Here is a 19,571-nt window from a genome sequence, read left to right on the forward strand (position 1 = left end):
TACTCCTATTTGAACTGACCAGTCAGTTCAGTTAGACTTTTCGCAGACACCATTTCTGCGAAAGGCTTCATTGTGCTGTCCGTACAGCAACTCCAGATCAACGGCCGCCGGGACGATCTCCTTCCGGCCACGTCACTCCAGGTCCGTCGCGGCGAACTCCTGCTTGTTGCCGGAGAGGGCCAGGACCAGCGGACCGCATTGGCGTTGGCCCTGAGTGGTCGCATGAAGCCCAGCAACGGCGTCCTCAGCTGGGACAACACCACCAAAACCAAGAAGATCCGCCTCGCGAGCGCCCTGGTGGACTCCCCCGGCGTCAATGAGCCTGAGCAACACCTCAGCGTCCGGGACCTCGTCACCGAGGACCTTTCCCTGATCCCGCGCCGCTACCGTGGCGCGCTGCTGAGCAAGCCGTGGTTGAAGGTCAACAGCTTCGAGGACATCGCCGGACTTTGGATCGAACAGCTTCCTGCCGGCCGTCGCCTGGAACTCCTCACCGCGCTTGCCCTGGCAGATCCCGCCACGGACCTCCTGGTGGTCGATTCCCCGGACCGCCACAGCGCAGATCCCGCCGCTTGGTTGCCCCGACTGCAGGCATTGGCGTCCGACGCCGGACGGCCGCTTGCCGTCGTCGCGGTGGTAGGTGCGCTCCCGGACGACTGGACCGGAGCCGCCGCGGTGATCGGCAACTCAGTCGCGCACCCTCCCGAACCTTCGCCCTCCGAACCCGCGCCAGCCGAACTTCGGGCCGCCCAGCCCAAGCCGGCCGCCGCCGTCGAGCCCCAAGCAGCCGCCGTCGAGCCCCAAACGGCCGATGCTGAGCCCAAAGCCAGGCACGCCGCACAGCCGGCCCCCGGAACAGCCGAAGCGCCCATTGAACCCGAAGCATCCGCAGCGGTCAAAGCCGCTGCCCACCCTGAATCCGAAAACCTCCAAAGGACTGCAAAGTGACTGTTCTGCGGCTTGCCCGCTCCGAACTCAAGCGCATGACCGGCGGGCTCCTGCCCAAGCTGACCATCCTCGCCCTCACCATGGTGCCGTTGCTGTACGGCGCCGTGTACCTTTACGCGAACTGGGATCCGTACGGCAACCTGAACCAGATCGATGCTGCCCTGGTGGTGGAGGATACGGGCGCAACGTCGTCGGACGGCACGGAGTTGCAGGCCGGCAAGAAGGTGGCCGACAGCCTGGTTGAGGGCCATGTCTTCAACTGGAAGCAGGTCTCCAGCGCGGAGGATGCAGACGCCGGTGTCCGCACGGGCGAGTACGCTTTCGCGCTCCGCATCCCCAAGGATTTCTCCTCCAACCTGGTCTCCCCCGGAAGTTTCGACGCCGCCAACCAGGCGATGCTGCACGTCACCACCAACGACGCCAACAACTACCTCCTGAGCACCATCGTGGACAAACTCACCACCGCAGTGCACTCCACTGTCGCCAAGGAGGTGGGCGAGGAAACCGCCAACCAACTCCTCACCGGCTTCGGCACCATTCACGCGTCCATCGTGAAGGCGGCTGATGGCGCCTCGGAACTCGCTACAGGCGTCGGGAAACTCAGTGACGGCGCAGCTACCCTCCACGATGGCACCACCCAACTGGTGACCGGCGCTGACCAACTCGTGGCCGGGCAGACCAAACTGCGCGACGGCGCGGTGCAGCTCAACACCGGCGCCAGCCAGTTGAGCTCCGGCCTCACCGAACTGAAGAACAAGACCTCCACCCTGCCTGCTGACTCCCAGAAGCTTGCCGATGGCGCCGCCCAAGTAGCCGCCGGAAACGCCGAGCTGAACGCGAAAGTGCAGGACGTCGTCGGGCAGCTTGAAGCCGCAGACAAGGGCCTCCGGAACCGTGTGGTGGAGTCCAACGCCCGGCTGGTCACTGCAGGTGTGCTGACGCAGGAGCAGGCAGATAAGGTGCTGGCCGACTTCGACGCGGCTGCTTCATCAAGCCCAGTCACCGACGCCAAGGCAAAGATTTCCGGCGACGCCGCCAAGATCCAACAGCTTTCGGACGGTTCCGCCGCCGTGAGCGCCGGGGCCTCGAAGCTTGCCGCCGCTACGCCGACCCTCACGGATGCCATCTCCAAGGCGGCCGCTGGCGCCGGCCAGCTGAACACGGGCGCGTCCACTCTGGCCGCCGGGCAACAGGCTGCCCTGGACGGCGCAGTGAAGCTCGACGACGGTGCCCACCAACTGGACGACGGCGCGGGCCAGCTCGCCTCAGGTGCCGTGACCGCAGCCGACGGTTCCCACACCTTGGCCACGGAACTTGCCAAGGGCGCAGGGGACATCCCCAACCCCAACGATGAGCAGAAGAACAGTGTGTCCAAGGTGATCGCCGATCCTGTGGCCGTGGACAACGTCTCCCAGGCCAAGGCAGGTTCCTACGGTGCCGGCTTGGCGCCCTTCTTCCTCACTCTGGCCCTCTGGATTGGCGTGTTCATGCTGGTCCAGGCCATGCGACCCATCACCCAACGGGCCTTGGCGTCGAACGCCCCCGCCTGGAAAATCGCCGTCGGAGGCTGGCTGCCGTTCTTCGTGGTCTCGGTCCTGCAGGCCACCATCCTCACCTTGGTGGTGAACCTTGGCCTCGGCTTGAACCCCGCACATCCCATCGGCATGTGGCTGTTTATGTTGGCCGCAGTGATGGCATTCAGCGCGATCATCCAAGGCATTGTGGCGCTCATGGGCACGCCCGGCAAGTTCGTGGTGCTGATCCTGCTGGTCCTGCAGCTCGTTTCCTCTGGCGGTACGTTCCCGTGGCAGACCACGCCCATGCCGCTGCATGTGGTGCACGAGGTCCTGCCCATGGGCTACGTGGTGACCGGTATGAGGCACCTGATCTACGGCGGTGAGCTCAGCATGATCTGGCCCACGGTCCTTGGCCTGCTTGGATACACTTTGCTGGGAATGGCGCTGTCCACGCTCGCCGTCCGCAAGCACAAGGTGTGGACCCTCAAGACCCTGAAGCCGGAGATCGCAGTATGAGCACCACCGAGCCCGCCGGTCCGGGCCAAGCAGAGAAGAAGCGCCGACCGGAACGCACCAACGCCACCAAGCAGCGCCTGTTTGAAGCGTCCATGGAACTGATCGGCGAACGTGGTGCTGCGGGCGTGACCGTGGACGAAATCGCGGCCGCCGCAGGCGTGTCCAAAGGGACCGTTTATTACAACTTCGGCAGCAAATCGGACCTGATCGCCCAGTTGCTGCGGCACGGCGTGGACATCATGCTGGGCCGACTCCAGGACATTCAGGGACAGAGCAGCGATCCGCTGGAGTCCATGAAAAACATGGTGGGCCAGGCCATGGAGTTCATGGACGATTACCCGTCCTTCGCCCGCTTGTGGGTCAGCGAAAACTGGCGTACGCCCGGTGAATGGAGTGCCGTGTTCGCCGAACTCCGCGCTGAACTCCTGGCGGTCATCGGATCCGCGGTGAAACGCGTCGCGGACGGGTACAAGGTTGATGAGTCCATTGCCCGCGGCAGCCTTGAGGCGGCCATTTTTGGAGCAATCTTTGTGGTGGGCCTCGATCGGCAGACGTACAACCCGGAGCGGACCCGCGAACAAAGCGTCGCGGCCGTGATGACCATCATGCACGGGTACGTCATCAAGTAGCCCGCGCCCGGCGTTGCGGGGCCCGCTCTACGCGTTCCCCCCGACCCTGGGGCCGCAAAGCAGGCCCCACAACCAAGGGATCGGCGTTGCGAGGCCTGCTCAACGCGTCCCCCCCCGACTTTCGGCGCGCAAAACAGGCCCAACAACCAAGGGATAGGCGTTGCGGGGCCCGCTCAACACGTTCCCCCCGACCCTGGGCACGCAAAACAGGCCCCACAACCAAGGGAAAGGCGTTGCGGGGCCCGCTCAACGCGCTTCCCCGGGCCCAGGGCGCGCAAAACAGGCCCCACAAACGAGGGATAGGCGTTGCGGGGCCCGCTCTACGCGTTCCCCCCGACATTTGGGCACGCAAAACAGGCCCCACAACGGTACGCAACTGCAATGTACGACGGCGTGGCGCGGCCACTTGGTCGGCGATGATTAACCTCATGCGTCACATGGGGAACAGTGGAAAACTTGCGGTGGTGGCCGCCTTCGTATCGTTGGGGCTGTTGGTGCTCGCCGCTGTGGTGCTCGAAGAACTAGTCCTTTACCTGTTTCTGGGTGCTGTTCTGGTCTGCTATTTGGCCTCCTTGGTCCAGGTCTTCAACCGGCGGCGCTACCTCGTAGTGCTTCTGGGCGCAGCGGGAACGAGCCTCTTCATCGGGTGCAGTATCGCGTTCCTGCGGATGTGGGGCATCGCGTTCAACCAGGACGCCAACGCTTTGGGCAGTGCCACCAGCACCCAGGACTCGGACATCTACTTCTACCTGGCCGTGGTGGCAGGTGTCGGCACGCTGGCAGTGATGTTCCTCGGTGCCGTGGTGCCATCGTTTGGTGCAAAGGCACCGGCGCCTGCAAAGAGGCCCGCGTCGGCTGTGAAGCGAACCCCGTCGGCACGCAAACCGGCAACACCGCGCCCGGTTACAGCGGCCAAGCGTCCAGCCACATCACAGCGTGCTTCAAGCACGGCCAAGGCGCCCATAGCAGCGAAGGCCCCCGTCGCGAAGCGTCCCGCGGCACCCCGCACCCCTGGAGCGGCAGCCAAGAGGCCGACGTCGAACGCTTCCTCCCAACGCAAGCCGGCCCCCAGGCGCTAACAACCGCCACGTTGCGAGGCCCGCTCTGCGCCCCAACCCCACACCCACACACGCACAACAGGCCCCACAACGGGTGGGGGTCAGGAGTCGAAACCCAAGCCCACGGCGTCGAGCGCTTTGAGGATGAGGTTCCGCTTCCCCTGGTTGTGGTCCGCCCGGTCCATGGACCAGCGCGTCAGGTTGATACCCAGGGAGGCAAGCGGCTCGGGAGGGAAGGGCAACGGCCGTTTCCGGACCATTTCCACCCGGGTGCGCTCCGTGTCCAGACCGGACAAGAGATCGAGGAGCACATCGGCAGCAAAGGCGGTGGCCCCCACGCCCAGACCTGTGAAACCTGCCGCGTACGCCACCCGTCCCTTCCGCGCCGTTCCGAAGAAGGCACAGAATTGCGTGCTCGAATCAATGGGTCCGGCCCACTTATGGGTGAACTTCAGCCCTTCGAGCTGCGGGAATGTGGTGAAGAAGTGCGAGGCGATCTTCTCCCAAGTCGCCGGCTGGTGCTCGTGCTTTTGGTCCACGCGGCGCCCCCAGAAGTAGAGGGCATCGTAGCCTCCGAACAGGATCCGATGGTCCTTGGTGATCCGGTAATAGTGGAACTGGTTGGCTACGTCCCCAATGCCCTGCCTTTTGCCCCAGCCGATGGAGTCCAACTGCTCTGCGGTGAGGGGCTCGGTCATGAGCGCGTAGTCGTACACCGGCACCGTCATGAGCTGGTTCCGCTTGAGCAGCGACGGAAAAACGTTGGTGCCAAGGACCACGTGTCCGGCCTCCACAGTGCCGCGTTCAGTGACGATGGTGACGCCCTGCTCGTGATCCTTCAGCTCACGAACCCGTGTCCCCTCAAAGATGCGTACGCCCAGCTCTGTGACCACCCGGGCCAGTTCAAGGCCAAGTTTGTACGGGTGGACCATGGCCACGGAATCCTGGTGCCAACGGCCCGCGAGGTAGGTAGGCGAGTTGACTTCGGCACGGACGGCGTCCTGGTCCAGAAAGACACTGCCAGGGCTGTCGTCCTCCTGGAGCCAGGCCACTTGGTGCGGTTCCACTGCAACGTTGAGCTCGCCGGTGCGTTCCCATTCGCAGTCCATGCCGTACTTCTCCACGGCCTCCTGCATGCGGTCCAGGTTCTCCATGCCCAGCCGATCCAACACTTCCAACTCGTCCGGCCAACGGTTCTTGCCGTTCTCATGGCCGTGGGTGAGGCTGGCCTCGCAGAAGCCGCCGTTGCGGCCCGAGGCTGCCCAGGCCACCCGCTCCGCTTCCAGCAGGATGACTGTCCGGCGGGGGTCGCGTTCCTTGGCCCGCAGGGCTGTCCAGAGTCCGGTGTAGCCCCCGCCGACGATCACGAGGTCGGCGGCATCGTCGCCGTCGAGTTGCGGGTAGCGCGTTGCCGAGCCCTTGAGGTCGTCGATCCAGAAGGGCCGGTGGGCGGCACCTTCCAAGGCCTTCTCGACGACGGCAGGTTGCGGGACGTTCCGTTCGAAAACGGTGGTATTCACGGGAAATTCTCCTGTTTCTGAGGTCTTGTCCGGTCAGGCAGTGACCGGCTCGGCGTCCCACAAAGGCCGGGGACGGGAGGCGATGAGGTTCCTGGTGTACTCGTCCCCGGGGTCTTCCAGGATCCGCGCCGTGGGGCCTTGTTCAACGATCCCTCCTTGATGCATCACCAGGATCTGGGAGCACAGGCGCGAGACCACGGCGAGGTCATGGGTGACGAAAAGAATGGTCAGCCCCAACTGCTCCCGCAATTCCTCCACGAGTTCCAGCACCTGAGCCTGCACCGAGACATCAAGGGCACTGGTGGCTTCGTCCAAAACCAGGAGCCGTGGACGGGCGGCCAGCGCCTTGGCCAACGCCACACGTTGACGCTGCCCGCCCGAAAGCGCGCGCGGCCTCGCGTCGAAGCGTTCCGGTCCGATTCCTACCCTGCCCAGGAGTTCGGCCGCGCTCACCTTGGCTTGCTTGCGTCCTTGACGCTGGTGGAGCCGGAACACATCGGCTACGGCGTTGCCCACCGGGATTCGCGGGTCCAGGGACAGGTAGGGGTCCTGAAAAACGATCTGGACGTCTTTGGCCAGGACCTTGCGCTCGGAGGCTTTCAATGCCCGGCGCGGCCGGGGAACTCCTCGCAGGGTGAGCTCGCCTTCGGTGGCCGTTTCCAGCGCCACCACCAGCCGGGCCAGGGTGGATTTACCCGAGCCCGACTCGCCCACCACGCCCAAGGAACCGCCCTCCGGGAGGGTGAAAGCTGCATTGTCCAACGCTGTGATGACGTCGCCGCGAGGCAGTTGGTACGTTTTGGACAGACCGGCAACCTCCAACAGGGGCACACCCGCGGCCGCTGGTGCCTCCAAACCGGCCACATCGATGACGGGGGTGGCCTCCACCAGCTGCCGGGTGTAGTCCTGCTGGGGCGTTAGGAACACGTTCTGTGTACCACCCTGCTCCACCACCCTGCCGCGACGGAGCACATAGACGCGTTCGCACAGGCTTGCAGCGAGATTGAGGTCGTGCGTGATGAACAGCATGCCCATGCCCCGCGACTGCTGTTCTTCGCGGAGAAGCTTCACAATCCCGGCCTGGGTGGTGACATCCAGGGCTGTGGTGGGCTCGTCGCAGAGCAGCAGGTCCGGCGAATTGAGCAACGCAGCGGCAATCATCACCCGCTGGAGCATGCCGCCGGAAAGCTGGTGCGGGTGCTGGTCCATGAGTTCCTTGGCCCGGCGCAGCCCCACTTGCTCGAGTTGCTTCACAGCGCGCTCGGTGGCTTCGGCACGGGACAACCCGTCAAATCTCAACAGCGTCTCCGTGAGGAAGTCCCCCACAGTCCGGACCGGGTTGATGCCGGCGCGGGGGTCCTGGAAGATCATTGACGCGTGGCCGCGCCGCAGCTCCATGAGCCGTTGTTTGCTCGCAGTCAGGGTATCGAGGCCCTGCACCGCCACCGTTCCGGAGAACTCTGAGCCACCAGGGAACAACCCCAGTGCGGCCCGGGTGGTCAGGGACTTGCCTGAGCCGGACTCCCCCACCAAGGCCACCGCTTCGCCGTCGTTCACGTGAAGCGAGACGCTGTCCAGCAGCGGCGGCCTGTCCCGAAAACCGAGCGTAAAATCTTCAATCGTCAGGAGCTGGGTCATGACAGTTTTCCTCCGATGCGGTCAGAAAGTTCCTCGCCGATGACGTTGACGGCCACCACCACCAGGACCACCACCAATGCGGGCCAAAAAGCGGGCAGGATGTAGCCGCCCAGGAGCGCGCCCCGGGATTCCTCGATCATGGCTCCCCAGTCGCTGGTAGGCGGCTGAACCCCGAGTCCGATGAAGGACAGCGCCGCGAGATCAGCCAGCACGTAACCGAAGTTCAGTGTTGATTGCGCACCAACTGTGGGGATGAGGTTGGGCAGCACCCTGCCCAGCACCACCCACGGCGTCCGGAATCCAAGCACCCGGTACGCCTGGACATAGGGCCGGCTGCGCTCGGCAACCACCAAGGACTGCGCCAGCCGGGCCACGTACGGGACGTAGGCGATAGTCATGGCGAGGATGGGCGCCAAGAGGCCTTTGCCAAACAAAGCGATGGCGAGCATGGCCATGAGCAGCGCGGGAAAAGCAAAGAGAAGGTCGAAAACCCGGCCAAGAACCTTGCCAAGCCAGCCTTCGGACCAGCCTGCAACCAGGCCCAGCAGCAGGCCCAACACCGTCGATCCGATCACCACGATGGTGGGTCCCAGGAGCGAAGTCCGCCCGCCGTACATGAGCCGGCTGAGAAGGTCACGGCCCAGCGCGTCGGTCCCCAGCAGGTGTTGCGCGCCTGGACCGGCCAAGACGTTGTTGAGGTCCACATAGTCGGGGTCGTAGGGCGCCAGGATCGGGGCGAACACTGAGAGAAGTACGACGGCGGCGGCTACGGCTAGCGCTGACCACGCCATGGGTGACAGGAGGCTGCCGTAGCGGCGAAGGCCAGCCTGCGGCAGTTGGACGGCTAACGTCATCGGGACTCCGTTCCGGCCGCAATACGCGGATCAATGAGGGGCTGGATAAGGTCAACCACGGTGTTGACCAGGACGAAGGCAGCCACCACCACCATGACGATTGCCTGGACCACGGCGAAGTCCAGCCTGTCGATGGATTGCACCAGGAGCTGCCCGATTCCGGAGAGGCCGAAGGTCCGCTCGATGATGGCGCTGGAGACCAGGAGCCCGGCCACCAGCACGCCGCTCACCGTGAGGATGGGTCCCAGGGCGTTGCGGAGGACGTGACGCGCCACGACGGATCCGCGGGTCAACCCACGGCTGGTGGCCACTTCCACGTGTTCTCGGAGGAGTTGTTCGTTCATGGATGATCGCGTCACCCGCGCCACCATGGCGATGTACGTAATGCCCAAGGCGAGCGCCGGGAGGGTGAGGTGCCAGATCCGGTCCCAGCCGCCGTCGCCGCTTCCAAAGGAAGGGAACCATCCCAGTCCTACGGAGAAGAGTGCTACCAATGCGATGGCTGCCACGAAGGGCGGCACGGCGCCCGCGGCGGTCAGGGTGATGAGGATGAAGCGGTCGCTGAAGCCCTTGTTCAGGCTGGCCAGTATGCCGGCAAACAGGCCCAGGACGGTGATGAACACTGCGGCGAGCGCCACGAGTTGCAGGGTGGTGGGCAGCCTGCCGAGGAGCACGTCGGAGACGTCTTGGCGGTAGGTGAGCGAGCGTCCCCAATCTCCGTGCAGGATGCCGCCGAGCCAGTTCAGGTACTGTTCCCAGGCCGGCTTATCCAGGCCGAATTGCCGGGTGATCTCTTCCAGTGCTTCGGGTTTGGGGCTGCGTCCCCTCAGCAGGAAGCGTGCGGGGTCGCCGGGGACCAGGAACCGGGAGAAGAACACCGCCAGTGATGCGACCAGCAGGGTCACTATCAGGGCGAGCACCTTCTTTGCGATGAACGCGGCTGCCCTGTTGGCAGCTCGTTTGCCCGGACCCCGTGGGGGTGCGGGAGCCTGTGCTTGATCCATAACGACCATGTCAGCGACCTCCTATCTGGGCTGCCCACGGGAAGTACATATAGTTGATGGACGGGTCCGCACCGGTGATGCGTTTGCCCAGCCACATGGACGTGACGGTCTCATAGAGTGGCCCCCACACCACGTCATCGGCGGCCAGCTTGGCGGCCCGGCCAGTCAGCTTGCCCCGGGCGTCGGGGTCCTGCACGGTGTACGCAGTGTTGACCAGATCATCGAATTCCGGGTTGCTCCAGCCGCCGTAGTTGCTGAAATCGCCGGTGCGCAGCACGCTGTACATTTCCAAGGGCTCGGTGCTGGAGAGGTACCAGGACGTCACCATGAGATCCACGTTCTTGCGGGCCTCGGGGTCGGAGAAGAGAGTGGTGTATTTGTCGTTGGACATGGTCTGGATTTCAGGGTCCAGGCCGATCTCCTTGGCCGCGGACGCGATGGCCCGGGCCGTGATGTCGAAAGCTGCGTTCAGCGAGGCAGTGGCGAAGACGAACTTGCTGCCCTCCGCCCCTGCTTCCTTGACGAGCTTCCTGGCTTCTTCCACGTCATAGGGCGTGGAGAGCAACCCGTCGAAAGCCTCGTCCGCAGTTTCCGTGGAGACGTCCTTCCAGACGCTCCGGGTGGTGAGGGCGTCAGTGCCGGAGGCGTAGCCCTGTTCGGCCGCCTTGATTAAGGCTTCACGATTGATGGCCATCATCAGCGCCTTGCGGACCCTGACGTCCTGGAACGTGCCGCCAAGGTTGGTGAACACCATGCTCTGGACGGAGGTGTCCTTGCCGAAGTACAGCGACCCGGCGTCTTTGTTGGCCTTCAGGATGTCCATGGCGTTGGACGGAATCGCGAAGCCGCCGTCTATTTCGCCGGTCTGGAAGGCGTTGATGCGGGACGTGGCGTCCGGGAGCATCTTGAAGGTGACCTGTTGCGACTTGGCCTTGAGGTCCGGATCCCAGTAGTCCTCGAACCGTTTGAGGGTGATGCTTTCCCCGGCCTCCCATTGCTCGAATGTGAAAGGTCCGGTGCAGTTCACGCCGGTGCTTGAGTTGCCGTAATCCTTGCCCGCCGCTTCCAGGGTTTTGGCGGATTCCACCACCCCGGTAGCTCCCACCAGGGACGCGTTGAACACGTAGTCCGGCTTGGTGGTGGTCACCGTGACCTGGTAGTCGCCGGTCTTCTCTATTGACTCGACGTTTTGGTAGGCGGAGGCCCAGAAGGACCCGACTTCCGGGTCCACGTGCCGGCTCAGGGATGCCACGACATCCTCCGCTGTCATCTCGGTGCCATCGTGGAATTTCACGCCCTGCCGGATGGTGTAGATCCAGGTCAGCGGGTCCGGGTTCTCCACTCCGGTTGCCAGTCCGGGAGACGTGGACAGGTCCGCGTTCCAGCGGAACAGCGACTCGCAGACGTTGGACAGGACAGTGTTGTCCGGGTAGTCAAAGGCATAGGCGTAGTCCAGCGAGAACGGCTCCGCGTACATGGCCCAGTTGAAGTTGTCGATCTCCTTGGTGGGTGCCGGCGTTGAGTCGGACAACGTGAACTTGGCTCCCCCGGCGGCGTCAGTCACGCTGGCGGGCCGGACGCCGCAGCCGCCCAGGACCAAGCCGGCCACGACGGCGGCCACCGTTACCGCTGTGATGCGCGACGGCGTCGTCCGCTGTTTGGGCGGTACGGCACCGCGCGCTGCCTGCGGCTTCACTGCATCACCGGGGAGGGCTGGCTCTGACGTGCTGTTGCGCGGTCATAGACGCACTCGCCCCCGATCCACGTTTGCATCACCACCGCCCGGTGCAGTTCTTCCGGCGAAAGCTCGAAGAGGTTGACGTCCAGCACCGCGAGGTCGGCAAGTTTGCCGGGTTCCAAGGTCCCCGTCTCCGCGTCCAGGTGGTTGATCCACGCTGTTCCCTGCGTGTACGCGTTCAGGATCTGTTGGAGGCTGAGCTTCTGTGATCCCGGGCCGAGAGGCGGCAGGTCCTCCCCGGGTGCTGTGCGGTTGACGGCAACGTGGATGGCGGCGATCGGATCGGCCGTGGAGACGGGCCAGTCGCTGCCGGCCACCAAGCGTGCCCCCGCCGCAGCAAGTTCACCAAAGGGATAGTGCCGCGCCTCGGCGCCCGGTTCCAGGAACGGCAGGGTCAGGGTGTCCAGTTGATCCTCGTGGCAGGCCCAGAGGGCCTGCACGTTGGCTGCTGCTCCGAGCTCTGCAAAGCGGGCAGCGTCCTCGCTGCGGACTACTTGGAGATGCGCCAGGTGGTGGCGGTGATCGTTGACTCCGTTGCTGTCCCGGGCAGTTTGGAGGGCGTCCAAGGCGTCGGTCACGGCGCGGTCGCCCAGGGCGTGGAAGTGGAGCTGCATCCCGGAGGCGTCGATGGCGGTGACGAATTCCTTGAGCTCTGCGGGCTCGAAGAACTCGATGCCGCGGTTGTCAGTGTGGTGTCCATGGTGGTCCAAGTAGACGTGGTGCATGGCGGCTGTGAAGTTCTCAGCGACTCCATCAACCATCACCTTGACCGTGTTGGCATTGAGGACCAGGGGGTCGAACGACTCCCGGACGGTGTTCCGTCGTTCCAGGATCGCCTCCAGCTGGGACATGCCCGCCGTCCGGTCCCACCATTGGCATGCGGTGACCCGGACTTTGAGATCCCCCGCGTTGGCGGCATCCATGTAGACCTTGAGGTTGTCGGCATGGCCGCCCTCGGGAATCGGCACCCAGGCGTCCTGCCATGCCGTGATGCCTTGGGAAAGCAGCAATTCCTGTGATGCGAGCAATCCTTGGTAGGCGAGGTTGTACGGCAAAGCAGGCTTGGCGTCGTTGAAGAGATCCATGGCACCTTCATGGACGGTGCCGGCGGGAGTACCGTCCGGCTCCCGCTCAAAGCGTCCACCGGCGGGATCCGGGGTGTCCCTGCTGATGGCCGCCGCTGCGAACGCGGCAGTATTGGCCCAGGCTCCGTGATGGTCGCGGTTCTGGAGATACACGGGCCGGTCCTGCACCACAGCATCCAACAAGCGCCGGGTAGGTGTTCCGCCCGGGAAAAGATCCATGGACCATCCCGCGCCGAGGATCCACGGTTGGTCCGGGTTTTCCGCTGCGTAGCGGCCAACCAGCGCCACGGCATCCTCAGCGGTGCTGGCCTCCGTCAGATCGCATTGCAACATCTCCACGCCGGCGAAGATGGGGTGGATATGGGCGTCCTGGAAACCCGGGACCACCAGTTGACCTTGGAGATCTACCCGGCGGGTGTCCGGCGTTGTAGTGGATTCGACGTCATCGGGGCTTCCGACGGCGACGATCCTCCCGCCTGCCACGGCCACATTTGCCCGGACGGGACCGGCGTCATTGCCGGTGTAGACCCATCCGTTCTCAAACAAAATCTCTGCGTGCACGTTCGAGTCCTTTCGAGGGGAAATTCAACTCTGCGAGACACACTATGAGCCGGATCACACTTAAGTCAACAGTGTTGACATCATCGCTGACAAAGTCTTTGACTTGTCCTCGAGAGGAGGAAACCATGAATCATGTACGGTGATAAAGATCCCGGGATCCCATGGAAGGTGGACAACAGATGGTGCAGCCAGCCCAGTCAACGGACCGGCGCACCCGATTGGACCCAGCCACCATCATTGATGCCGTCCTCCGGATCTCCAGCCAGGAGCCCGGCGAACGGTTGACTGTCCGAAGGCTGGGCCAGGAACTCGACGTCGATGCCACCGCCGTGTATCGCCATTTCCGTAACAGGGACGCCGTTGTACGGGCAGCCTTGGACCAGTTGTTCATGATGTCCGTGGAACGCACCCTGGCCACGGCGCGCGACCACGACTGGCGCGCCCGACTGGAGGCCTACCTCGATGAACTCCTCAGGGTCTTTATGCAACACCCTTCCCTGGGCAGCGAGTCCTTTGCCACGGACACCTACGGCCCCGGCGAGCTGAAGGCAATCGAGTTCGTCCTGCAATGCCTCACCGATGCCGGACTGGCAGAGGACCGCGTGGTGCACTACTACGCAGCCCTGGAAAGCTACACTCTGGCTCTCGGTGCCGGAATTGCGGTGGAGATCCAGCGGCTCCCGGACTCCGAAGGCCACGATCCCTGGCTCAACCCCCGGGTCTTCACGCGCATTTCCGGGCATCCGCTCCTCGAAAAACACCACGCAGCCCTGCAGACCCTCGATTCACTCAAGGCGTTCCATGCCGGCCTGGCAGCCATCCTGGACAGCGCCGAACGCGAAAGCAAGCACTCCTGACCGTCCGCATCTGACGGACTGCAAGCCCAGCGCAACCTGCCCCACCCGCACAACGGCACCTCCGGCGTCGTTCATTCAGCACTGCCCGGGCACCGACGCCCAGCAGGGAAAGCATGGCACCATGCACCAGTTCATCAACGGAAAACTACAGTCCGGGACGTCCGGACAAAACCTCGACGTCATCAATCCAGCCACCTCCGAGGTAGTGGAAACGGTAGGTTTGGCGTCATTGGCGGACCTTGAATTGGCCGTGGAAGCGGCACGAAGCGCCTTCCCGGCCTGGTCCCGCGCCGCGCCCGGCGAGCGCGCAGGCATCCTGCAGAAGTTCGCCCGCATCATGGAGGAACGCGCCGGGCAATTCTCCCGCGTGGAAAGTTCGCAGACAGGCAAACCGCTCCGGTTGACCCGGGAATTCGACGTTCCCGGAACCATCGACAACATCGACTTCTTTGCCGGTGCCGCCCGTCATCTGGAGGGCAAAGCGACCGCCGAGTACTCCCCCCAGCACACCTCATCCATCCGGCGGGAACCGATCGGCGTGGTGGGGTCCATTGCGCCATGGAACTATCCGTTGCAGATGGCAGCATGGAAGATCCTTCCCGCTATCGCCGCTGGCAACACCATTGTCCTCAAGCCCGCCGAGATCACGCCCCTCACGTCGCTGATGTTCGCGCAGGCGCTCACCGATGCGGGACTGCCCGACGGCGTGGTGAACGTGGTGGTGGGCGACGGCGCCACCGTGGGAGCCGCCCTCATGCGGCATCCCGACGTGGACATGGTCTCCTTCACGGGATCCACCGCCATTGGACGCACCGTCCTGGAGGCGGCGGCCGTCAACGCCAAGCGCGTGCATCTTGAGCTGGGCGGCAAGGCACCCTTCGTGGTGTTCGACGACGCCAACCTGGACGCCGCGGTGCACGGCGCCGTGGCGGGTTCGCTCATCAACACAGGCCAGGATTGCACGGCCGCCACGCGGGCCATTGTGCACAGGAGCGTGTATGAGGAATTCGTGGCGAAGCTCGCTGCCCGCTTCGAGGGGATCGTCCTGGGCACCCCCACGGACACTGGCGCCGACCTGGGCCCGCTGGTTTCCTTCAAACAACGGGACCACGTGGCAGGAATGGTGGAGCGCGCCCGCGGATACAGCAAGATTGTGGCTGGGGGCTACGCTCCTGCCGAGGGTGGCCTTGAAAAGGGCGCCTTCTACCGGCCCACGGTGGTAGTCGACGCGGCACCGGACTCGGAGATCGTGCGGGATGAGGTCTTCGGCCCGGTGCTGGTGGTCCTCCCCTTTGACACCGACGATCAAGCCATCCAGCTGGCCAACGACACCGTCTATGGCCTGGCAGCCTCAGCCTGGACCAACAACCTGCAGCGGGCACTGCGTGCCACCCGTGAGATCAGGGCCGGCTGCGTCTGGGTCAACGACCACGTTCCCATCATTTCCGAAATGCCCCACGGCGGCTTCAAGCAGTCAGGCTCCGGCAAGGACATGTCCGCGTACTCCTTTGACGAATACACCCAGGTGAAACACGTGATGTTTGAGCTGGATGGCGTCACCGAAAAGGACTGGCACCGGACCATCTTCTCGCTGCGCTGAACTTCGCGTTGCGGGGCCCGCTCTGCCCACGTTGCGGGGCCCGCTCTGCGTGCCTCCGGGGACTTCAGAGCCGCAGAGCGGGCCCTGCAACGGTCACTTCCGAACGCTTCCGTCCGGCCCCCAGCACCGCCGTGGCCACACCAAGCAGCAGAATCAGCCCGCCCATCACTTCTGTCAGCGTGGGAACCTCGTTCAAGACCAGCCAGGCCGCCGTCATGCCAACCACCGGGACCAGCAACGTAAAAGGCACGACGTCGGAACTCGGGTACAGCGACAGCAGCCGGTTCCAGATGCCGTAGCCAATCAGCGAGGCGAACACAGCCGTGTAAACCGCACTCAGGATGGTGGCTGGCTGAAGGTCGGAGAGCGTAGCCCACACCATGTCCGGGCCGTCCACCGCCAGCGACAATCCCGCCAAGGGAAGCGGCACTACCGCCCCGGACCACACCACCAGGCCAAGACCGGATGCAGCTTTCGAATGCCTGGCCACCACATTGCCAATGGCCCAGGACAATGCTGCGGCCAGGACAATCATGAGCGGCAGCACGGGCGCCACGGCACTGCGTCCCAGTGCCACCACCCCCAGGCCGGCGATGCCCAGCACCACGCCGGCCAACTGACGGTGGCTGGGCCTCTCACCGAGGAACCTTGCGGCCAGCAGGATGGTGAACAGCACCTGGGCTTGCAGCACCAGCGACGCCAGTCCAGCCGGCATCCCCAGCGCCATGCCCAGGTACAGGAGCCCGAACTGGCCGGCACTCATGAAGAGTCCGACGCCCAGAATCGCCCTCCAGCCCACATCCGGTTTGCGGATGAACAGGATGAAGGGAAAAACGACCAACAGGAAACGCATGGCCACGAAGAGCAGCGGAGGCACCTCCCGGCCATTGGTGTGAAGGCCCAGGTCGATCGCGACAAAGTTGATGCCCCAGAGGACGGCGACAAGGACGGCAAGGGCAGAGTGGCGAAGGTTCACAAGTACACTCTGGACTTCTTCACCTTGAAGCACCAGCGTTGATTTCAGCATGGAACCGCGTAGATTTACTTCATGATCGACATTTCAGCTTTGAGGGCACTCGTCGCCGTGGAACAGCACGGATCCGTGGTGGCCGCGTCGGATGTGATGGGGTATAGCCCGTCCGCCGTATCGCAGCAGATCAAGAAGCTTGAGAAGCAGACCGGGGTCGCTGTTCTGGAGCGGAACGGCCGTGGGGTGCTCTTGACGGAACGGGGCCTTGCGCTGGCAGGCTACGGGCGGCGCATCATGGGTGAACTCGAGGAACTGCAGGCAACCTTGCTTGCCGATCCGGCCAAGCCTTCAGGACTGCTGAGGTTGGTTGCTTTCTCCACCGCATGCCGTGGCCTGGTGGGGCCGCTGCTCGGCCGATTGGCGGCGTCACACCCGGCCTTGGACATTACGGTGCTGGCAGAGGATCCCCGCGAAGCCGTGCAGAGAGTGGCCTCCGGCGAGGCCGAGCTCGCTGTGGTGCACAACTGGAACTCCGTGCCGCTGGTGATTCCGGAGAACCTGGTGCATGAGGACCTCTGTATCGACCAAGCCGATGTCCTGGTCAACAGCACGCACGCACTGGCGACACGGGCCGTCGTCGAACGTGAAGATTTACTGGACCAGACCTGGATCAGCACGCCGGCGGGAGCTATCTGCAACGAAGCCCTGCTGCAGATCTTCGCGGGACTGGGCCGCGTACCGGATATCCGCGTGTACGATCCCGACTTTTCCACGCACATCGCCATGGTGGAGCAGGGCGTGGCCGTGGCGCTGGTTCCGCGGCTGGGCAGGCCGCCGCTTACCGCGGGGGTGGTTGCGATCCCCGTCATCAATCCCGCGCAACAGCGCTCCGTGGGAGTGGTCTACCGCAAGACCATGACGGCAAGCCCCAACATCCGGCTGGCCGTGCGCCTGTTGCGGGACATCGCCGCCCACGAGCTTCCCACCCAGGAACTTCCCACCCAGCGAGGTTGATCTACGTCTGGGGTTGATCAACGTCACACAGGGGAACATTCGACGCCCGGCAGGCTGTTAGCTTAGGCTAACCTTACCTAGCTACCTGCGCCGCCCGGAGCGCAGTCGTCGAAACTCTGAAGGGGCCCAACAGTGGAAGCAATCCTCTTTCCCACGGACATGAACCACCACCACACCTATGGCCTGGTGAGTTACATCATGATCGACGACGGCCTGTATCCGAGCGCCCACAACCGGCGCGACCCCTACGCACTTCCGGCCTTCGACATCCGGGGTCAGTGGGTCTACCCCAGCCGGTACAACGAGTACATGGCCCCGCAGCTGCCGGTGTACATGTTCGACGGCGAATACCTGATCGCAACAGGGCATGGCGAGGAAGCCGCGGGCCTGCCCGTCTTCGAAATCCGCTGCATGTGCATGCCGCAGCTAACTCCCGGGCACGGCTCAGCATCAGGCGCCAGCGAGTACTGAACGGCCCCTGCAGCCCAGACCGGTCAGGCGCTGATTATGGCCGGGGCACTTTGAAGTGCGTCAACCGGGCATCCTGCCCGTCAAGCTCGGCCCAGGATTTCTCCGTCTCCATTACCGTCAACGCACTCGTTGGGTAACGGGTGGCGGCGTCCATGTAAGCGTCGTGGTCCGAGTCGCGGGAAGCCAAATGCATGGCAAGATCCTGTACTCCAGGCAGGTGAGAAATGATCATTAGCGTGGTGACGGTGTCCGGAACGTGGTTGATGACCGTCAGCATGCGGTTTGCGGAGGCGGCATACAAGCCATCTTCGAGCTTGGGCGTCGGAGCCTTGTCCCCCAACTCGTCGCAGACCCAGGTGCACGTTTGGCGGGTCCTGAGCGCGGACGAGCACAGGATAAAGTCCGGCACCACGCCGTGCTTGAGCAACCACTTGCCGGCAAGTGGCGCCTCACGGTGACCCCGTTCCTCCAAGGGCCGCTCGTGGTCCGGCACGCCCATGGGCCAATCGGCCTTGGCGTGGCGCATGATCACCAAACGCTTGATGTGATGGTCGCTCATACCCCAACCCTATCCGCCCTGCCCACCATGGCAGGGTCCCGCAGGGAATGCGAAAGCGCCCGCCTCTTGACCGGAGACGGGCGCTTTTCTGCTGCTGTTGCTAGATCGAGTATTCGGGAGCGGCCCAGACGATAACTTCGGGGTGCTCGTAGAAACGGTAACCCTGGCCGCGAACCGTACGCACGGTGTTGGCGAGGCGGCCGAGCTTGGAGCGGAGGCGACGGATGTGGACGTCGATGGTGCGCTCGTTGGGCACCTCTTCGGCGTTGCGCCACAGGCCCTCGAGCAGTTCGTCGCGGCCCACGGTGCGGGTGCCGTTTTCCACGAGGTAGTTGAGGAGTTCGAACTCCTTGAACGTCAGGTTCAGCGACTCGCCGTCCAGGTGAACTTCGCGGCGGGCCAGATCGATCAGGACGCCGGAGGGACGGGATTCCTGCTGCGGCGCGGGGCGGGCAGCCTCGGTGCGCTGACGTGAGGCAACCGTGGGGTCACCGAACGTGGAACGCACGACGTCGAGGGCGGACCCGGGTGCCCCGGCAGGCGCGACGGCGACGGCGGCATAGCTCTCAGCGCCGGTCACGAGGGACTGCGCGTAGGCCCGGATTTCCTGGGCGAGCTTGGCAATGGAGGTTCCGGCCGCAGCGGCGGTTTCTTCGTCAATGCCCATGTAGAGCACGAAGCCGCGGGCTACGTTGTCATTGGCAACGGGACGCAGCCTGTCCGACTGGGCAATCACCGGGGTGGGTGCCGTCATGGGGGCAGGCTCGGCGGTGGGTACTGCGCGCAACTGGCCATAGGAGTTGGGGTTATAGCCCTGCGGAACGTAGCCGGGAGCCTGCTGGCCTGCACCCTGCTGGGCGGGGGCGTAGCCGGGGCGGTTGCCGAATCCGGGGCGCAGCCCTGCGTTCGACGCTGCCTTGTTGGCGTTACGGACGGAGATGTGGACGTATCCAGATGCAACTGACATGGAGTGCTTACCTCAAAAGTGAATAGCCGTCATCGCGGCTTCGAATGCTGGTTGTCCCCGCAATG

17 protein-coding genes are annotated in these 19,571 nt (G+C 64.2%); 8 read left to right on the forward strand and 9 right to left on the reverse strand.

The genetic code is table 11. The features are described 5' to 3' along the window. Positions 1 to 72: 72 nt before the first annotated feature. The 4 genes from BLW08_RS15085 to BLW08_RS15100 all read left to right on the forward strand — a co-directional run bounded on the left by BLW08_RS15085 (position 73) and on the right by BLW08_RS15100 (position 4,689). Entirely contained in the window at positions 73 to 948 is an 876-nt protein-coding gene (locus BLW08_RS15085; RefSeq protein ID WP_091326105.1) for a P-loop NTPase family protein, read from the forward strand. Then, positions 945 to 2,981, forward strand: coding sequence for a YhgE/Pip domain-containing protein (locus BLW08_RS15090; protein WP_090825017.1), 2,037 nt, complete (start codon positions 945 to 947; stop codon positions 2,979 to 2,981). The genes BLW08_RS15085 and BLW08_RS15090 overlap by 4 nt, the downstream gene beginning before the upstream one ends. Then, on the forward strand, positions 2,978 to 3,610 hold the full coding sequence (locus BLW08_RS15095; protein WP_091326107.1) for a TetR/AcrR family transcriptional regulator: 633 nt from the start codon (positions 2,978 to 2,980) through the stop codon (positions 3,608 to 3,610). The genes BLW08_RS15090 and BLW08_RS15095 overlap by 4 nt, the downstream gene beginning before the upstream one ends. 437 nt (positions 3,611 to 4,047) lie before the next feature. Then, on the forward strand, positions 4,048 to 4,689 hold the full coding sequence (locus BLW08_RS15100) for a hypothetical protein (protein ID WP_254779889.1): 642 nt from the start codon (positions 4,048 to 4,050) through the stop codon (positions 4,687 to 4,689). Between the two features lie 80 nt (positions 4,690 to 4,769). On the opposite strand, the gene BLW08_RS15105 is transcribed toward BLW08_RS15100, so the two are convergent. From BLW08_RS15105 to BLW08_RS15130, 6 genes are read right to left on the reverse strand one after another with little or no spacing between them, the layout of a single operon-like run. Continuing rightward, complete coding sequence (locus BLW08_RS15105) at positions 4,770 to 6,188, reverse strand: NAD(P)/FAD-dependent oxidoreductase (RefSeq protein WP_091326110.1); 1,419 nt, start codon at positions 6,186 to 6,188, stop codon at positions 4,770 to 4,772. A gap of 33 nt (positions 6,189 to 6,221) precedes the next feature. Further along, positions 6,222 to 7,826: a dipeptide ABC transporter ATP-binding protein gene (locus BLW08_RS15110; protein WP_091326112.1), complete on the reverse strand. Its 1,605-nt coding sequence runs from the start codon at positions 7,824 to 7,826 to the stop codon at positions 6,222 to 6,224. Beyond that, positions 7,823 to 8,680, reverse strand: coding sequence for an ABC transporter permease (locus tag BLW08_RS15115; RefSeq protein ID WP_090825026.1), 858 nt, complete (start codon positions 8,678 to 8,680; stop codon positions 7,823 to 7,825). Before BLW08_RS15115 ends, BLW08_RS15110 begins: the two co-directional genes overlap by 4 nt. Beyond that, the gene (locus tag BLW08_RS15120; protein WP_091326113.1) at positions 8,677 to 9,693 is read right to left on the reverse strand and encodes an ABC transporter permease; all 1,017 of its coding nucleotides are present in this window, start codon (positions 9,691 to 9,693) and stop codon (positions 8,677 to 8,679) included. The genes BLW08_RS15115 and BLW08_RS15120 overlap by 4 nt, the downstream gene beginning before the upstream one ends. A gap of 1 nt (position 9,694) precedes the next feature. Beyond that, the gene (locus tag BLW08_RS15125; protein WP_091326115.1) at positions 9,695 to 11,380 is read right to left on the reverse strand and encodes an ABC transporter substrate-binding protein; all 1,686 of its coding nucleotides are present in this window, start codon (positions 11,378 to 11,380) and stop codon (positions 9,695 to 9,697) included. Continuing rightward, positions 11,377 to 13,068 (reverse strand): amidohydrolase, encoded by a 1,692-nt coding sequence (locus BLW08_RS15130; RefSeq protein ID WP_091326117.1) that lies wholly within the window; start codon positions 13,066 to 13,068, stop codon positions 11,377 to 11,379. Before BLW08_RS15130 ends, BLW08_RS15125 begins: the two co-directional genes overlap by 4 nt. Positions 13,069 to 13,247: 179 nt before the next feature. Between BLW08_RS15130 and BLW08_RS15135 the strand changes: the two genes are divergently transcribed. Together BLW08_RS15135 and BLW08_RS15140 are read left to right on the forward strand one after the other, a co-directional pair. Then, the gene (locus BLW08_RS15135) at positions 13,248 to 13,925 is read left to right on the forward strand and encodes a TetR/AcrR family transcriptional regulator (protein WP_254779890.1); all 678 of its coding nucleotides are present in this window, start codon (positions 13,248 to 13,250) and stop codon (positions 13,923 to 13,925) included. 121 nt (positions 13,926 to 14,046) lie between these two features. Continuing rightward, positions 14,047 to 15,525 (forward strand): gamma-aminobutyraldehyde dehydrogenase, encoded by a 1,479-nt coding sequence (locus BLW08_RS15140; protein ID WP_091326368.1) that lies wholly within the window; start codon positions 14,047 to 14,049, stop codon positions 15,523 to 15,525. A gap of 64 nt (positions 15,526 to 15,589) precedes the next feature. Here the strand turns inward: BLW08_RS15140 and BLW08_RS15145 are convergent, their stop codons facing one another. Beyond that, positions 15,590 to 16,501, reverse strand: coding sequence for an EamA family transporter (locus BLW08_RS15145; protein ID WP_254779891.1), 912 nt, complete (start codon positions 16,499 to 16,501; stop codon positions 15,590 to 15,592). A gap of 72 nt (positions 16,502 to 16,573) precedes the next feature. On the opposite strand from BLW08_RS15145, the gene BLW08_RS15150 reads away from it, so the two are divergent. Together BLW08_RS15150 and BLW08_RS15155 are read left to right on the forward strand one after the other, a co-directional pair. Continuing rightward, entirely contained in the window at positions 16,574 to 17,509 is a 936-nt protein-coding gene (locus tag BLW08_RS15150; RefSeq protein WP_091326120.1) for a LysR family transcriptional regulator, read from the forward strand. A 132-nt stretch (positions 17,510 to 17,641) separates the two neighbouring features. Beyond that, positions 17,642 to 17,980: a hypothetical protein gene (locus BLW08_RS15155; protein WP_254779892.1), complete on the forward strand. Its 339-nt coding sequence runs from the start codon at positions 17,642 to 17,644 to the stop codon at positions 17,978 to 17,980. 34 nt (positions 17,981 to 18,014) lie between these two features. Here BLW08_RS15155 and BLW08_RS15160 read toward each other — a convergent pair whose 3' ends face one another. Continuing rightward, positions 18,015 to 18,539 carry a SixA phosphatase family protein gene (locus BLW08_RS15160; protein WP_091326122.1) on the reverse strand — a complete coding sequence of 175 codons (525 nt, stop codon included), beginning with the start codon at positions 18,537 to 18,539 and terminating at the stop codon, positions 18,015 to 18,017. A 100-nt stretch (positions 18,540 to 18,639) separates the two neighbouring features. Beyond that, positions 18,640 to 19,506 carry a winged helix-turn-helix domain-containing protein gene (locus BLW08_RS15165; protein WP_090825043.1) on the reverse strand — a complete coding sequence of 289 codons (867 nt, stop codon included), beginning with the start codon at positions 19,504 to 19,506 and terminating at the stop codon, positions 18,640 to 18,642. Between the last annotated feature and the right edge of the window lie 65 nt (positions 19,507 to 19,571).

It is taken from the genome of Arthrobacter sp. cf158 (genome assembly GCF_900106835.1).
Classification (GTDB): domain Bacteria; phylum Actinomycetota; class Actinomycetes; order Actinomycetales; family Micrococcaceae; genus Arthrobacter.

What these genes read in the sequence shown, in the direction of transcription:
- BLW08_RS15150 (WP_091326120.1), top strand. Translation starts at nt 16,574, where the DNA reads ATGATCGACATTTCAGCTTTGAGGGCACTCGTCGCCGTGGAACAGCAC.
- BLW08_RS15165 (WP_090825043.1), bottom strand. Translation starts at nt 19,506, where the DNA reads ATGTCAGTTGCATCTGGATACGTCCACATCTCCGTCCGTAACGCCAAC.
- BLW08_RS15120 (WP_091326113.1), bottom strand. Translation starts at nt 9,693, where the DNA reads ATGGTCGTTATGGATCAAGCACAGGCTCCCGCACCCCCACGGGGTCCG.
- BLW08_RS15115 (WP_090825026.1), bottom strand. Translation starts at nt 8,680, where the DNA reads ATGACGTTAGCCGTCCAACTGCCGCAGGCTGGCCTTCGCCGCTACGGC.
- BLW08_RS15110 (WP_091326112.1), bottom strand. Translation starts at nt 7,826, where the DNA reads ATGACCCAGCTCCTGACGATTGAAGATTTTACGCTCGGTTTTCGGGAC.
- BLW08_RS15095 (WP_091326107.1), top strand. Translation starts at nt 2,978, where the DNA reads ATGAGCACCACCGAGCCCGCCGGTCCGGGCCAAGCAGAGAAGAAGCGC.
- BLW08_RS15135 (WP_254779890.1), top strand. Translation starts at nt 13,248, where the DNA reads ATGGTGCAGCCAGCCCAGTCAACGGACCGGCGCACCCGATTGGACCCA.
- BLW08_RS15160 (WP_091326122.1), bottom strand. Translation starts at nt 18,539, where the DNA reads ATGAGCGACCATCACATCAAGCGTTTGGTGATCATGCGCCACGCCAAG.
- BLW08_RS15100 (WP_254779889.1), top strand. Translation starts at nt 4,048, where the DNA reads ATGGGGAACAGTGGAAAACTTGCGGTGGTGGCCGCCTTCGTATCGTTG.
- BLW08_RS15140 (WP_091326368.1), top strand. Translation starts at nt 14,047, where the DNA reads ATGCACCAGTTCATCAACGGAAAACTACAGTCCGGGACGTCCGGACAA.